Origin of the sequence: Actinoallomurus soli (assembly GCF_024055715.1) — a bacterium.
GTDB lineage: Bacteria > Actinomycetota > Actinomycetes > Streptosporangiales > Streptosporangiaceae > Actinoallomurus > Actinoallomurus soli.
Genome location: NZ_JAMXMV010000011.1, coordinates 138,832 through 153,855 on the forward strand (window position 1 = coordinate 138,832; position 15,024 = coordinate 153,855).

Below are 15,024 nucleotides of genomic sequence, written 5' to 3' on the forward strand. Positions count from 1 at the left end.
CCCGATCCGCCGCGCGGATCGGTGACTCAGCCCTCGTCGAGGGTGCGGTGGGCGCGGTCGAGGAGGATCGGCACGGACGCGCCGATCTGGTCGAAGCCCTCGCCCACCGTCGCCTTCTGGAGGTACCGGACGTGGATGCCCTCCAGCACCACGGCCAGCTTGAAGCAGCCGAACGCCACGTAGAAGTCCAGGTCGGCCAGGTCGTACCCGGTGGCCGAGGCGTAGCGGTCGGCGAACTCCCCGCTCGACAGGAAACCGGGCGCGGTCGTGACGGTTGAGCCGACGGGGATCGCGCCGCGCTCATCGTCGCCGGGATCGGTCCAGTAGACCAGCGTCAGCCCGAGGTCGGACAGCGGGTCGCCGAGCGTGGACATCTCCCAGTCGACGACCGCGGCGATCTCGGGTTCGGGCGTCAGGCGCACGAGCGCGTTGTCGAGGCGGAAGTCGCCGTGCACGAGGCCGCTGATCCCGTCGCCCGGCAGGCGGGCGGCGAGCCGCTCGACGAGCCGCTCGTACGACGCGCGCACGTCGTCGCCGGCGGTCGGGTCGGCGGGGAAGGACGCGTCCCACTGCTTGCGCCAGCGGGCGAGCTGACGGGTCATGTACCCCTGCGGGCGGCCGAAGCCGGAGAGCCCGGCCTTGTCGACGTCGAGCAGGTGGATGGCGGCGAAGGCGTCCGCCAGGCGCTCGCTGAGGGCGCGGGCCTGCTCGGGGGTGACGTCGGCGGCGTCCTCGACGGTGCGCAGCACCCTGCCCTCGACGTGCTCCATCACGTAGAAGGGCGCACCGATGACCTCCTCGTCCAGGCACAGCGCCAGCGGGGTGGGCACCGGCACGTCGCTGCCGGCCAGCGCGGACAGCACGGTGTGCTCCCGGCGCATGTCGTGGGCGGTGGGCAGCACGTGGCCGAGCGGCGGGCGGCGCAGCACGACGCGCCGGTCGCCGAGCCGGAGCAGGTAGGTCAGGTTCGACCGGCCTCCGGCGAGCATCTCGATGCCCGTGACGGGGGCGTCGCCGCCGGGCAGGTTGTCCGCCAGCCAGGACGACAGGCGCGGGACGTCGATCCCCGGCACTCCGGCCACCTGCTCGGCCATGAGACCTCCTTCGTCCATGAGCCCCTCCCCTTCGGTCCGCGGCGCACGGCCGGCCGGTCGCGCGCCGCTCAGCGCCCACCAGGTCGCGCGCTGCTCAGCGCCTATTAGAACGCGACTCGGGTCAGGGACGCCAACCGGCCCGGCTCCGACCGGATCCGGCCGGAGGAGGCAACGAAGAGTCACCAGGGGTAGGCATTCGACTCGTTGGGGTATCAGGAACTAGAAAGGTGACCGTCACCCTCAAATGCGCCTTAAGTAGGGCGAATTTCCCGATCAGCCGAAACACCATCCGGGCAAGGATCCGACCCGATGGAGGGGAACAGACCGTGGCCGACGCATGGCTGCCTGGCGCCGGACGCCTGCATACCGCGCATGACGGTGGATCGCTCAAGGGCGGCGCGCCTCGTGCGGTCTGGCATACCAGCGAGAACGACCCGCGCCGGATCTCCGCCCGCTCGGTGGCCCAGCGCCTCGAGCAGCAGGGACAGAGCGCCCACCTCGTGTGGAACCCCTGCAGCGGCGAGATCCTGCAGATGGTGCCCGCCACGCGGGCCGCGTGGCTCCTTCCCGGCGAGGTGGGCCGCGAGGGCCGCGCCTGCGTCCAGATCGTCGTCGTCGGGCTCTCCCACGAGCCGTTCACGACGGGCCCCCTGAACGGCCTGGACAGGATCGTCGGGTGGCTCGACGGATGGCACGTGCCGCGCCGCTGGCCCGCCGGCCCGCCGCTGCCCCGGCCGGAGGCGTACGACGCCGTCCGCGGGCGCCGGCCCTGGGCGCGCGGCGGGCACTTCGGCGCGTCCCAGGTGCCCGGGGCGACCTCCTCCGATCCCGGCCGGATCGACACCTCGAAGATCACCGGTCCGGAGGCGCCGCTGGGGATTCCCCGGCCTCGGGTGGCGCCCGGTGAGGAGACCGCCGCGGCCGACCCCGACGCGCTGCTCAGCCGGCGGCAGCACGCGCCGGACCGGAGAGAGCCTCCCGGACCAGCGCACGTATCAGCGAACAGCCGCTCTTGACCTGCGCGAGCGTGGCGGCGCCATAGCCGATCTCGAGGCCGTGCACGGCCGGCGGCCCGCCGAACCGGCGTTCCATCGTGTCGAGCAGGACTCCGTGCTCCGCCGCGCGCTCGACGACCAGGGTCGCGGCGTCCGGCGGCAGTTCGAGGACGATGTGCAGCCCGGCGGTCTCTCCGCGGAGCGGAAGGTCGCCGAGCGCGTCCACCACGGCCGCCCGGCGCCGCGCGTACTCCGCCCGCATCCGGCGCACGTGCCGGTCCAGGTCGCCGCGCTCGATCAGGATGCGCACGGCCTCCTGAGGGACCGCCGCCGTACGGTCATTGACGCGCTCCCGCAAGGCCGTGATCGCCGCGACGAGGTCCGGGCGCGCCACCAGCCAGCCGACGCCGACGTCGGGCGCCAACGTCTTCGCGGTGGTGCCGAGGTAGACCGTCACCTCCGGATCCAGCCCGTACAGCGCGGGCAGCGGCGCCACGTCGTACCGGAACTCGCTGTCGTAGTCGTCCTCGGCGATCAGCGCGCCGTTGCGCCGCGCCCACGCCAGCAGCGCCTGCCGGCGTGGCACCGGCAGGCGGCCGCCGAGCGGGTACTGGTGCGACGGCGTCGTGTAGACGATGCGGAGCCCGTCGGGCAGCGCGTCGACGATCAGCCCGGACTCGTCCACCGGGCACGGCACCACCTCCGCGCCCCGCGTCGCAAGCGTCGCCCGCGCCTTGGTGTAGCCCGGTTCCTCGACGCCGACCCGGTCCCCGGGCCGCAGGACCACGGCTCCGAGGAGGTCCAGGCCGTTCGTGGCGCCCCGTGTGACCAGGACCCGGTCCACCGGGCACGAGACGCCCCGGCTGCGCCGCAGGTAGTCGACGAGCGCGGCGCGCAGGCCGGGCAGGCCCCGCGGGTCCGGCCGCCCGGCCGGCGTCACGGTCGCCGCCAGCCGCCAGGCGCGCCGCCACGCGGGCGTGTCCAGCCCGTGGGTCCAGGGGATGCCGGGTCGCAGGTCGATGACGGTCCCCTCGGCCGGCGACGGGTCGGCGGGCACCGGTCGGGCCGCGCGGAGGAACCCGCCGCTCGGCGGCGCGATGTCGGCGACGTACGTGCCCGATCCGTGCCGGCCCTCGATCCAGCCCTCGGCGTACAGTTGCTCGTACGCCTCGGTGACCACGGTGCGGCTGACGCCCAGGGCGGACGCCAGTGCCCGGCTCGAGGGGAGCCGTTCGCCGGCCTTCAGGCGCCCCTCGGCCATCGCCGAGCGCAGCTGCCCGCCGAGCTGGACACTGAGCGGCGTCCCGGCCTCGCGATCGACGACGAGGGGCAGGTCGAAGTGGTCCCGCGACAAAGTGGTTCCCTTTTTCGGTGCGGAAGTGGCCATACCTGTCAGACCACTTCGACCCTACCGTCGTGGCCATGACCACTCCGCCGCCGTCCGAGGCACCCCCTGCCGCTTCCGCGCTCTCCGGCACCGAGCGCACCCGGATACGCCGCCTCTCCGAGCGCGCCGCCACCGACCGGCAGGCGCTGTACGACGTCCTCGACGCCGGGCGCATCTGCCACCTCGGCGTGATCGTCGACGGCTCGCCGCGGGTCCTGCCGACGGGGTACGGCCGCGATGGGGACACCCTCTACCTGCACGGTTCGACGGGCGCCGCCAGCCTGAGGACGGACGGCGAGATCTGCGTCACGGTCACCCACCTCGACGGACTCGTCCTGGCGCGCTCGCTCTTCCACCACTCGATCAACTACCGCAGCGCCGTGATCTACGGACGGCCCCGGCCGGTCACCGACCCGGACGAGAAGCTCGCCGGGCTCCGCGCCGTGGTGGAGAACCTCAACCCCGGCCGCTGGAACGTCGCCCGCCTCCCCACCCGCAAGGAGCTCGCCGCGACCGCCGTCCTCGCCCTGCCGCTCGACGAGGCGTCGGTGAAGCTCCGCCAGGGCCCGCCCGGGGACGACGAGGAGGACTACGCGCTCGACGTCTGGGCGGGTGTGCTGCCGGTCCGGGAGGTCCTCGGCGGGCCGGTTCCCGACCCTCGGCTCCGGTCGGGGATCAGGTATTCCGAAGAGTGATATGACCCACATACCCTGACCCCATGACTCCTGCGGGCTGGTACCGCGATCCGTACGGCGATCCGGCACTTCTGCGCTGGTGGGACGGCCACCAGTGGACCCAGACGACGCAACCGTTCGGCGGAGGCCCCCAGGCGCCCTGGGGCGGCGCGCCGACGTGGGCCCCGCCCGGCGGAGGGCCGCCGCCCCAGGAGCGGACGGCCTCCGGCCCGGGCGAGCCCTCCGCGCGGGTGGAAGGGAACCCGGAGGCGGCCGGACTCGCGGCGCGGGCGGAGGAGAATCCGGACGCGAGCGAACCCGCAGCGCAGGCCGAGGGAGGCCCGGACGGGAGTGAACCCGCCGCAGGGGGCGAGGGAGCTCCGGACCCGAGCGGCTCCGCGGCGCGGACCGAGGACGGTCCGGACCCGAGCGGATTCACGGCGCGGACCGAGGGAGGCTCGGACTCGACCGGCCCCGCCCCGAGGGCCGAGGAGGGAGTCCCCGGCGCGGCCGGACCGGCGACGCAGGCATGGGAAGGCCCCGGCGGGAGTGTGCCGGCGTGGCAGGGCCCCGGTGGGAGCGGGCCGGCGACGCAGACGTGGGGCGGCCCAGGTACGGCGGCCGCCCCGCCCGCCTGGGGACAGGCGAGCCCGGATGCAGCTCCGGCCTGGCCGGGAGCGGGCCCGGGACAGACCTCCTGGCCGGGAGCGGGCCCGGGGCAGGCGGCTTGGCCCGAAGCAGGTCCGGGCCAGGCAGGTCCGGGACAGGCGAACTGGCCGGGGGCGGGTCCGGGACAGGCGGGCTGGCCGGGAGCCGGGCCGGGACAGGCGGTCCCGCCGCCGTGGGCCCACCCGGGACCGGAGGCCCGCCGAAGCCGCGGCCGGCTCCCCCTCCTGATCGGCGGCGGCGCCGCCGTTGTGATCATCATCACGGTCGTCGCGGTCCTCCTCGCCACGAACGTCTTCGGCGGGAGCGGCGACAAGACCGGCCGGTCACCGGTCGTCGCGACCATCACCGACGCCCAGGCCGGCATCTCCTATCCCCGGCTCGGCGGAACGTGGCGGACCGAGACCGTCGCTCCGAGCGGCACCCTGGGCAAGCTCGGCTTCGACCAGGGCGAGACCGCCACCGTCATGGCCGACTTCCAGAACGGCCAGCCGTACCTCGCCAGCGTCTACAGCGGCGTCAGCACCGACATCTCCACCGACCCGCTGCAGACCAAGGCCAAGACCGTGTTCGCGGCCCTGGAGCCGGCGGCCTACCCCGCCCACACCCGCCAGGACCTGGCCTCCGAGTCCCACCCCGTCGGCGGACACGATGGCTGGCTCCTGAAGGTCCGGCTGACCTTCCCCCAGGCCGGGTCACAACACTGGAACTTCCGTACGGAGACGGCCGCGCTCGTGCTCGTCGACCGCGGGAACGGCCAGGCGCCGGCGGAGTTCTACGTCTCGATTCCGGACAGTCACAAGCGCCAGGGCGACCTCGATCTGCTCCTGACCTCACTCAAAGTGTCCTGACAGGACTTATGGTGAAGGTCATGAACGACCGGCTGGTCTGGATCGACTGTGAAATGACCGGGCTCGACCTGCGGCGCGATGCGCTGATCGAGATCGCCGCCCTGGTGACCGACAGTGAGCTCAACATCCTCGACGTGGGCATCGACCTGGTGATCAAGCCTCCCCAGGAGGCCGTGGAGCAGATGTCGAAGGTCGTGCGCGACATGCACACGGCCTCCGGGCTGCTCGACGTGCTGCCCGGCGGCATCACCCTGGCGGAGGCGGAGAACCGCGTCCTGGAGTACGTCCGCTCCCACGTTCCCGGGGTCAAGAAGGCCCCCTTGTGCGGCAACTCCATCGCGACCGACCGGTCCTTCCTCGCTCGCGACATGCCCGCCCTGGACGCCCACCTGCACTACCGGATGATCGACGTGTCGTCGATCAAGGAGCTGGCCCGCCGCTGGTACCCCCGGGCGTACTTCGCCAGTCCCGAGAAGAAGGGCGGCCACCGCGCCCTCGCCGACATCACCGAGAGCATCACCGAGCTCCGCTACTACCGCGAGGCCGTGTTCGTGCCCCAGCCGGGACCGGACTCCGAGACGGCCCGCGCCATCGCGGCGAATATCGGTGACCGATGAGGTCCCGAAAGCCGCTACACTTCATCACGCCGCCTCGTGCGGACATGGTGGGTGTAGCTCAGTTGGCAGAGCACCAGGTTGTGGTCCTGGGTGTCGGGGGTTCAAGTCCCCTCACTCACCCCAAGATGAAGGCCCCGGCGCGTTCGCGCCGGGGCCTTCGGCCTTCTCCGGTGCCCCACGGCCTTCGTCTCCCTTCCGACCCCGCCCGGCTCACGTCCCCCCGTGACCGCGTCCCCCGGAGGCAGGATGAGTTCCGACGGTCCGCTGCCGCTCCGTGTCATGGTCGTCGACGGCGACCCGGCCCTGATCTCGTTGCTGCAGGACAGCGACGAGCTCGACGTGGTGAACGAGCCGGGTGAGCCCACAGCGCCCGGAGAGGCCCTGGAAGCCGCGGAACGCCTGAGACCGGATCTCGTGATCGTCGGCCCGGAGTTCGCGGCTCACGCGGCTCCTCTGAGCCGCAGGGTGCGCATCTTCGTGGTCTGTAACGAGCCCACCGCCGCGTCGGCGGCCCTCCGCGAGGGCGCGAGCGGCCATCTCACCCCTGACCGGTTCACCGCCCGCGAACTCCTCCAGGTCTTCCGCGACGCCGATCGCGCCGACCTCGACCTTTCCGCCCGCGAGGCCGAGGTCATGGACCTGATCGCCGGCGGCCGCTCCAACGGCGAGATCGCCCGGGAGCTGTTCCTCAGCGAGAAGACGGTCAAGAACCACGTGAACCGCATCTACGCCAAGCTCAGGGTCGGCTCACGGGCGGCCGCAATCACCCTCTGGCGGGCCCGCCCCCGACCCCGCTGACCAGGGCCGACGGGTGGTGGGTCATTCGATTCGCAACTAGGGCAAGGGTGCTGCTAGAGTTACGGACGTCGCAAGCGCCGCTAGCTCAATTGGCAGAGCAGCGGACTCTTAATCCGCGGGTTCGGGGTTCAAGTCCCTGGCGGCGCACCCGTCCGGCCTGGGCGTTCTCGGTTCCACCGAGAACGCCCAGTGTCTGTTTTGGGCCGGTTTGGCGACCATGGTTGCTCCGTGCTTGTTCGGATGCTTGATCTTGGTAATCCGACCCCGGGCACCGGCGGAACGGCGCGCGCCACCACGACCGGCAGCCCGCCCGCGAACCGGCCGGGGATTACCGATACGCCGGCCGAGGCGGCAGGCGACCAGCCGGCACGCCCCCACCTCTGGTGCAACCGAACATCCCCTCCCCCGCCAAGCCGCCTGCGGGGTGCACACCAGGAAGGCTCTCCAGCCCCGCGCAGACGGTCGCTACGGCGGCACCGAAGCCTTCGATGATCACAGCCTCAGCTCGGCGGCCCGGTAGCGCCGCTACGAGCGTCTGACCGAGCTCCAGCCCGGAGTAGACAGATCCGCGAACGCGCCAACCAGGCATATGCCGATGGACTGCCTACGATCTGCCCAGGCCGACAACCATGAGCAGCGACCAGGGATCACGGCTTGCCGCCCTCGGTGCACACCTTCGACAGCAGTGATGACCTGCGACTTTCGAAATGTCCGAATCGACGTCAGCCCCGCTGCCTGCGGCTTCGAACCTGCGGATTAAAAGTCCACAGCCGTTCGAGAATTCCCTACTCGAAGCGATACCGCGCCCTCTTTCGCAGTACCACTACATGTCATTTGGTCCGCGTTCGCCATCTTCTTAGCGATGCATCGGTCTGACGGCGTACCGGGTGCTGCCGAGCCGTGTCGCGACATCCGAGCGAACGCCGAGCAAACAATCCGGCCGTGGGGGCTGCAGCTCCTATGCTTGGAGGCGCTCGCTTCCGTCACATACGTCGGTGGACGCCCACGGTTTGGGACGAGCGTCTGTCAGGACGACGAGGGGGCTCGACTTACGCCAATCGCTCTCAACTCCAGGCCAGTCGACAGTCGAGCACGTACGTGAATACCGTCACCGGCGCTTTGGCCCTTGTTCGGAGGGCCGCGCCGATTCAATCTTTTCTAACCTGGTCGATCTCGTGGTTATCGACGAGGCAGCCACGTGTCTTGTGGTTTCAGCGCGTGCAGTTGAAGTATCCGACCAGGAGTAGGCCGGCGGTGCGCGATTCGGTGAGGTAGGCGGTGAGCTGATCTTAGATTTCGAATGATCCGTCACCGATCTTCGCGGCCACCGCGTCGGCGACAGTAGCGTGTCCGCTACTGGTCACCCAAATACGGTCGGGAGGGCCACCCCAGGGCATTGAGGCGGTAAAATCCTGCTCAGCGGCGGAGAAAGGAGCGGGCGTGGCGTTCCGCTATTATCTGTACGTCAGCGATGCCAAGGTTTCCATGCTGCTGTCGCAGATCGACCCGGGTTGGTCACGCAAGCGGGTGACAGAGATGAACATCGGCCTAAAGATGGCTGGTGCCCGGCGCACCGTGGAAACCACGGGCACGGACCGCTTCGCCCGTCTGGAGCGGGTCCTGAACCATCTGGGGGATTTCGGCGATCTCGGCGATGTCGACGAACCTGGCCAGTTTGTGCACGGTGTACTGCCGATGCAGTGGGGTGCCATCGGAGACAATGACACCGTGTACTTCGGAGGGCACAGCGAGCGGACCGTCGTCGGGCTCGGTGGATCGGCGGGACACGTGGTTAGCGGCGCGACTTCCGGAGGGCCGCCCCAGCCTCAGTTGAGCGCCTCGCTCGTCCCCGCGCTGCTGGACCGGCTCGCCGCGCTGGCGGCAGGGGATGAGCCTTCTGACGTCGACGCCCTGGGCGCCGTTGTACGTGCCAACTCCGCGCTCCGCGGTCCCGTCCAGACCGTGGAGTTTGTGGCGAAGCGCATGCTGTACGGCCCGTGCCCGTACCCTGAGCTGTATCCGCATAGCGATATGGCGGTGTTGCTCGGCAGTCCGCTCTACGTCGCCTTGGCGGAATGAGGCGGCCAGGGCGGCGTGGGGCGCGCCCTGTCGAACCGCCGGTTTCGGAGCTGATCGACGCGACGACAGTCGTGATGCTGGATCTGGCGATCCATCCGCTGAGCCTGGTCGTTGATGCGGGCGGGGCCCGGATGCTCGCCGAAATGCCGGGCAGCGCACTGCACACCCGCAGCCGAGGCCCGTACACGCCAGATAACCTGCCGCCTGAGGCGGTGGAGACGGTCAAGTGGGTGGCGCTGCGCTGGTCGTGTCATCCGGACCCGCCCGAATTTACAGTCGAGGGCGGTGGAAGGTGGCCCCGGCTTTCCGCGCTGTTCACGGCCCGAGGTGTCCTGGTGACCTTCGTTGTGCCCGAGGACGCATCCGAGATGTACGCGCCCGAGCCAGGCCAGGCCGGAGTGGAGTTCCACATCCGGCTGGCGCTGGAACAATTGGCTAAGTCCTTGCGCGCAGCCAGCCGGGAACTCGGCGGCGAACCCCCTGTTGCACTGTCACTCAGCTACTCGGCCGACCCGGACTACGAGGCGAAGGCAGCTCATGTCCCCGAGCCCTGGAAGCGCGCTATCCCCGAGGTCATGCCCACCATCAACGTCGACCGCAGCCAATGGTCGCGCAAACAGCGGGCGGCCCATGACAAGGCCTTGCGGGCCACCGGTTACACCGATCAACGGGTGGATCCGCTGCGCCATACGGGATTCGCGGTGCACGTCATCAGTTCATGCCTGCGCGATCTCGACGCCTAAGTCCGCGACGGCGCTTTCACAGGGTGATGTCCCGCAGGGCCAAGGCCAGTTCGTCCGCCGTACGAACCGTGATACGGGGAGTGTCCGTCAAGGCCTCGTCGATCACCTTCGCCAACTGCGGCGGAACTGACGGGTCGCGGTCCCGTATTCGTACCACCGGCTCGCGCAAGGCGATGGCGACCGGGTCTCGGCCCAGCGGGAAGTCGCGTGGGGTGGCGCCAGTGAGCATCCAGTAAAGGCAGGCCGCCGTCGCCCAGATGTCGACCTCCGGACCAACGTACTTATAGCTCACCAGTTGGACGCGGGGCGCGAAGGGAATCGTGCCGCCGAGCGCACCGGTCCGAGTGTGGCCGGACAGGCCCGCCCGCTCGAACGCTTTGGCCAAGCCGAAGTCCCCAAGCTTCACCAGAGGTCGGCCCTCTGGGCCCGTACCCGCCAGCAGGATGTTGGCGGGCTTGACGTCGCGGTGCACCAGGCCGCGGGCATGGGTGTTCTCCCCGTCCGGCTGCGGGCTGACTGGGAGGATGGCCTGGTGCGCGTGCGACAGGGCTGACAGCACTTGGCGCACGACAGCCAGTGCATCGACCCGCGGGATTTTGCCGCCATGCCGCGCGGCCAACTGTTCGAGGTTGCCTTCGGCGCAGTATTCCGTGGCGAAATACAAAGCATCGTCCTCATCGCCGGCCTCCTGGAACCTGACGATGTGCGGGTGTCGCAAGGCGCGGATACCCTCGACCTCGCGGCGGAAGGCGAAACGCGCGTTGTCGTCGACACGTCCGAAGGTCCACATCCGTTTCAGCGCTACCACCTGGCCGGAGTCCAGGTGGCGTGCGAGGTGGACGACCCCCTGGGAGCCACGGCCCAGTTCGCGGAGCAACTCGTAGCCCGGGGCCGTCACCGGTGCCGTCGGTTCCTCACCGGGCGCCGTCACATTGTCCTCGGTATCGATGACGCCGATCCGCAGCCGTACGTCTCCGATACGGACCTCGTCTCCGTCCGTCAATACCCACTCGGTAAGCCGGCCCAGCCGGTGGCCGTTGACGTGCGTACCGAAGCTGCTGCCTAGATCCCGCACTTGTAGCCGCGGTGGATCGACCGTGAGTCGGCAGTGCCGCCGAGACACGCTGCGGTGGTGGTCGGAGATCTTGATGTCGCACTCTTGCGACCGGCCCACCAAACAGGTCGCCTGCTGGTCGAAGACGTACTCGGCTACGAAGGAGGCGGTGTGCACCTCGACGGTTACCCGTGGCCTCATCGGTCACCGGCCTGCCCTGCCGTGAAGTCGTAGTCGTAGTCCAGCTCCCACAGGCGAACGGCTGGCCGCATGTCCGCCGAGATCAAATTGCGTCCGTCCGGGCTGAAGATCACCCAGGCGACACGCTCGGGATGTCCTTCGAGCGTGTGTGCGCACTGTCCCGTCCGCACGTCCCACACCTTCAGAACCCGATTCTCCCTTGTGACCACGTGGTTTCCATCCGGACTCACATCGAATGCCGAACTGAACCCGGCCAGTTCACATATAGTGCGGCCGGTCTCCGTCTCCCACACCTCGACCTTAAGCACGCCCTGGGACACGCCGACCCGCCCATCCGCGCTCAGCGCCATCCCCTCAGCGTGCGTGGTGCGCTCATACAGCTGCCGCCGGTCCTCCACGTCGTAAGCCGACAGTTGGCTGCCAGTATTGACGAACAATCGGCGACCGTCGGGGCTGAACCTCAGCTCCGCATTGCCCACGTCTAAGGGGAACGTAAGCCTCGGACGTCCGGTGTGCGTAGTCCACAGCCGACCGGTGCGGTCCCGCAGCCCGGCCGACGCGGCATAGCGGCCGTCGCGGCTAAGCCGGACCAGGCCCACAGGGCCGTCGTGCGCCACCATCGTGCGCTCATGGTGAGCAGGACCGGTGCTCTCCGCGCCCGCGCGATGATGGGCGCCTGGACGCAGCCGCCACAGGCACAGCGCTCCGCCTTCGTCGCCGACCAGTGCATACTGGCCGCTCTGGTCCATGGCAACGCGCTTGACCAGGCTGTGGTCACCGTACAACTGGCAGCGCCGGGTGCCGGTTTGCAGGTCCCACAGGTGTGCGGCCCCACCCCAATCTGCGGTGACAGCGATCCTGCCGTCCTCGGCGATCAGTACGGTGTGTGTTTTGGCCACCCGCTCGGGGAAGACGTGCAGGTGCTGTCCGGTCTGCAGCTCCCACATGTGGACGTGTCCGTCGGAGCCACCGGTGAGCGCCAGTTCGGCGTCATGGCTGATGCCGAGGCTGACGCTCTGGGTGAAGGCGAAGCCACCACTGAGGTCGTACCGCTGCCAGATGGCAAGCAGATTGGTACGCCGGCCGGCTTGGCGGCCTAGGCGTGCCCACGTGGCCCGCAGTTCTGGGTGGCGTTCAAAGCCGGGGATCATGCGGGCGGACCGCAGTTCCTTGCTGGCCTCTGCGATCATGCCCTGCGCGGCCAGTGCTCCGGCGCGGTCGACGTGGTGTCTGACCCTCGTCTCGCTGTTCGTCATGGCGACTGCGGTGCGCGGCCTGGCGTAGTTCCATCCGGCGCGGAAGCCGGTCGGAGCGAGACGGTGGACCTGGATGCCGCCGTACGAATCACCTAGGACCGCAACCCGGCCGTCGCCGCTGAGGGCCACACGGCCGACTCGGAGCGGGACGACCATGCCGTCCTGGGGTTCAGTCATGAGCTGAGTATCGATGGTGCGCAGACAGCGGCCGGTGCGTGTATCGAAGATACGCAGCGGCTGGCCGACATCCTTGCTCAGGGCCGCGGCGAGAAGGGCACCGCTGTCGAGGACGACCTCAGAGCGTTTCCCGAGCCGGTTGGGCGCGGTGCGGCGGACCCGGTCGGTCCTGGTCTCCCAGATGTGCACGTCGTGCATCAGGGAACCGGCCAGCAACGCATAGGCGCCGTCCGTGCTCAGGGCGACGCGGTCAATTCCTGTCGTATACCGGTCGGCGGATGTGACCAGCCGGTGCAGCGGCCGGGCTGCGGGAACATCCCAGGACACCACGGTGCCCTCGTCCGGATCCGCCGACACCGCGACGTTTCCGTCCTCGGATAGCGCGATGGCGGTCACGATCGCGGGCGTGTGGTGGATCTGTGGCAGCGCCCGTCCAGTCTCCTGGTCCAGCTTCTGGTGAGACCGGGGCGGGTGTTCAAGGCTGCACAGCAGGCGTCCGCCACGTACGCTCCAGATCTTGAGTAGTCCGTCGTGGTGGGCGACCGCGGCACTGCCGGATCCGTTCAACGCGAGGGCGGTAACGCTCGTAACAGGCTCCCCCGCGAATGTGCGCAGGAGACCACCGCACGAGAGGTCCCACAGCTCGACCACGCCGTCCCTGCGTCCGACAAGCCCAGTGCGTCCGTCGGGGCTGATCGCGACCGCGGAGACGGATACCGGGGCCTTCGTGGTAGGGGCGGACAACCGCCACCGGCAGTGGTTCCGGGCCGTCTCCCACACGCGAAGAAACCCATCCTCGCCACCGGTGAGCACCACCGAGCCATCTTCATTGACCGCGACGGCGGTCACCGATCCACGGTGCCCAGGCAGCCGCTCGGGACTGCGCGTTGGCTCGCGGCGGGCCAACTCGGCGCGCGCCGCCGCGGTTTCGGGGCTGTCCGGGGCGTTGGCGAGCAGGGCGCGCGCCGCATCGTCATCGCCACGCTCGGTGTGCACCAATCCGAGCAGAATATCCGCCTGGGCGGATTCACCGAGGATCGCCTTCGTCGTTTGCAGCTCCGAGATGACGTCCTCGTCGGAAAATCTGCCCTGCCGCCAGCGGTAGAGAGCCCAGTTGTAGACGGTTGGCAGGTGGTGCGGATCCGTGTCCTTGGCCCTGCTCCAAAGCCGACCCGCTTCGTCAGCCCGGCCCAAGTCGAGCAGGGAGAGCGCCTGGTTGGACAGGCCGTCGGCGAGCAGGCTCGCGCCCTCCGGCCGGACGAGCGGGTACGGTGTCGCGGTGACGTCTGAATAGATCTCCGCCACCGCCGAGGCCAGCTCGTCCAGTTGGTGCGGACGCTGCTCCGAATCGACCTCGAAACACCGCCACAGCAACTCGGCGAGCGCAGGAGGCATCGAGGGCGCCCCGGACCTCAGCCCCCCCGACTCCAGGAAATCGGCGAATACCTTGGGCGCGGACTGCCCATACCGGCACGGCGGCCCGCCGGCGAACATCTCCAGGACGCACAGCGCCCATGACCAGACATCGGTGGCCCGGGTGAGGGCGACTTGCGTGCCGGAAGCCGCCTCCGCCTGCTCCGGCGAGCAGTACGCCGGTGTCATCCCACCCCAACTGGCCAGCAGGCTACGCCGTGTGGAAGCGGTGGTGCGCTCTCCGGCCACCGCGCGAGCACCAGCCAGTCCAAAGTCGGTGACCTTGGCCGTCCAGTCGGCGCCGAGCTCGACCATGACATTGGCAGGCTTGACGTCCTGGTGAATGAGGTCATGGCGGTGCGCGTGGTCGATACCCCAGGCGATCTGCACCGCCAGGTCCAGGATCCGGGCCAAGACACCGGCGTTGCTCCCGTCGTCACTCGCGTACAGCCGCCCGTCGCGGACGACATCCGCGAGCGTCCCCCCGGCGATCCACTCGGCGAACACGCAAGGCACGTCCTCGATACGGCGGACATAGGCGCAGCCGACAACATGCGGATGCGGTCTGATGCCGACCCAGGTACCCGCCTCGCGCTCGAAACCGGCGCGGGCCGCGCCTGTGTCCGCCAGTTCGGGCCGTGGCACCTTGACGGCAAGATCGGTGTTCCAGCCGCGATGCCGGACGCGATACACCATCCCCATTCCGCCTTCGACGACGCCGAGGACGTCGTACAGCCCCAGGATGATTTGTCCCCGCTGCCATTGCCCCACCGTCATAACGTCAACTGTGCGTTATGGCCCGGCCACTTGACAACCGAGGTGCCCTGCACGCACCTATCGGAGCCATCAGTAAGGTGACGCGTCGATGGACTCCATACCGTCCGCCAAGTCGATCGAGCGGCTTGAGTCGAGCTCGACGAGGACTGCTCAGCGAAGATCCGCCTGCAGGCAGGCGGAATCGTCACTGGCGCTACAGCACCTCGGTTACTTGTGGGTATCGCCAGTGACGGTTCCGATGT

General features: G+C 69.6%; 11 protein-coding genes and 2 tRNA genes. 9 read left to right on the top strand and 4 right to left on the bottom strand.

What is annotated here, in order from left to right; all coding sequences use genetic code 11:
* Nucleotides 1-26 precede the first annotated feature (26 nt).
* Nucleotides 27-1,094 (bottom strand): phosphotransferase family protein, encoded by a 1,068-nt coding sequence (locus NDW01_RS26080; protein WP_252824772.1) that lies wholly within the window; start codon nt 1,092-1,094, stop codon nt 27-29.
* 326 nt (nt 1,095-1,420) lie between these two features.
* On the opposite strand from NDW01_RS26080, the gene NDW01_RS26085 reads away from it, so the two are divergent.
* The gene (locus NDW01_RS26085) at nt 1,421-2,110 is read left to right on the top strand and encodes a hypothetical protein (protein WP_252824774.1); all 690 of its coding nucleotides are present in this window, start codon (nt 1,421-1,423) and stop codon (nt 2,108-2,110) included.
* Here the strand turns inward: NDW01_RS26085 and pdxR are convergent.
* Complete coding sequence (gene pdxR, locus NDW01_RS26090) at nt 2,034-3,443, bottom strand: MocR-like pyridoxine biosynthesis transcription factor PdxR (protein ID WP_252824776.1); 1,410 nt, start codon at nt 3,441-3,443, stop codon at nt 2,034-2,036. The two genes, NDW01_RS26085 and pdxR, sit on opposite strands and share 77 nt — an antisense overlap.
* A gap of 68 nt (nt 3,444-3,511) precedes the next feature.
* Here pdxR and NDW01_RS26095 point away from each other — a divergent pair, with 68 nt between their 5' ends.
* The 8 genes from NDW01_RS26095 (at nt 3,512) to NDW01_RS26130 (ending at nt 9,904) form a co-directional block, all read left to right on the top strand.
* Nucleotides 3,512-4,171 carry a pyridoxamine 5'-phosphate oxidase family protein gene (locus NDW01_RS26095; RefSeq protein WP_252824779.1) on the top strand — a complete coding sequence of 220 codons (660 nt, stop codon included), beginning with the start codon at nt 3,512-3,514 and terminating at the stop codon, nt 4,169-4,171.
* A gap of 23 nt (nt 4,172-4,194) precedes the next feature.
* Nucleotides 4,195-5,667, top strand: a complete 1,473-nt coding sequence (locus NDW01_RS26100; RefSeq protein ID WP_252824781.1) for a hypothetical protein — start codon at nt 4,195-4,197, stop codon at nt 5,665-5,667.
* 20 nt (nt 5,668-5,687) lie between these two features.
* A complete protein-coding gene (gene orn, locus NDW01_RS26105; RefSeq protein ID WP_252824783.1) occupies nt 5,688-6,284 on the top strand; it encodes an oligoribonuclease in 597 nt (198 codons plus the stop codon).
* 47 nt (nt 6,285-6,331) lie between these two features.
* Nucleotides 6,332-6,407 (top strand) — tRNA-His (locus tag NDW01_RS26110).
* A 123-nt stretch (nt 6,408-6,530) separates the two neighbouring features.
* Entirely contained in the window at nt 6,531-7,082 is a 552-nt protein-coding gene (locus NDW01_RS26115) for a response regulator transcription factor (RefSeq protein WP_252824786.1), read from the top strand.
* A 74-nt stretch (nt 7,083-7,156) separates the two neighbouring features.
* Nucleotides 7,157-7,229 (top strand) — tRNA-Lys (locus NDW01_RS26120).
* Between the two features lie 1,293 nt (nt 7,230-8,522).
* The gene (locus NDW01_RS26125; RefSeq protein WP_252824788.1) at nt 8,523-9,161 is read left to right on the top strand and encodes a DUF7019 family protein; all 639 of its coding nucleotides are present in this window, start codon (nt 8,523-8,525) and stop codon (nt 9,159-9,161) included.
* A gap of 74 nt (nt 9,162-9,235) precedes the next feature.
* A complete protein-coding gene (locus tag NDW01_RS26130; protein ID WP_252824790.1) occupies nt 9,236-9,904 on the top strand; it encodes a hypothetical protein in 669 nt (222 codons plus the stop codon).
* 16 nt (nt 9,905-9,920) lie between these two features.
* Here NDW01_RS26130 and NDW01_RS26135 read toward each other — a convergent pair whose 3' ends face one another.
* Nucleotides 9,921-11,135, bottom strand: a complete 1,215-nt coding sequence (locus tag NDW01_RS26135) for an FHA domain-containing serine/threonine-protein kinase (protein WP_252824793.1) — start codon at nt 11,133-11,135, stop codon at nt 9,921-9,923.
* Between the two features lie 20 nt (nt 11,136-11,155).
* Entirely contained in the window at nt 11,156-14,782 is a 3,627-nt protein-coding gene (locus NDW01_RS26140) for a WD40 repeat domain-containing serine/threonine protein kinase (protein WP_252824795.1), read from the bottom strand.
* Between the last annotated feature and the right edge of the window lie 242 nt (nt 14,783-15,024).

Bases quoted from the DNA above. Each gene is read 5' to 3' on its own strand.
- NDW01_RS26080 (WP_252824772.1), bottom strand. From the start codon at position 1,094: ATGGCCGAGCAGGTGGCCGGAGTGCCGGGGATCGACGTCCCGCGCCTG.
- NDW01_RS26095 (WP_252824779.1), top strand. From the start codon at position 3,512: ATGACCACTCCGCCGCCGTCCGAGGCACCCCCTGCCGCTTCCGCGCTC.
- NDW01_RS26100 (WP_252824781.1), top strand. From the start codon at position 4,195: ATGACTCCTGCGGGCTGGTACCGCGATCCGTACGGCGATCCGGCACTT.
- orn (WP_252824783.1), top strand. From the start codon at position 5,688: ATGAACGACCGGCTGGTCTGGATCGACTGTGAAATGACCGGGCTCGAC.
- NDW01_RS26115 (WP_252824786.1), top strand. From the start codon at position 6,531: ATGAGTTCCGACGGTCCGCTGCCGCTCCGTGTCATGGTCGTCGACGGC.
- NDW01_RS26130 (WP_252824790.1), top strand. From the start codon at position 9,236: ATGCTGGATCTGGCGATCCATCCGCTGAGCCTGGTCGTTGATGCGGGC.
- NDW01_RS26140 (WP_252824795.1), bottom strand. From the start codon at position 14,782: ATGACGGTGGGGCAATGGCAGCGGGGACAAATCATCCTGGGGCTGTAC.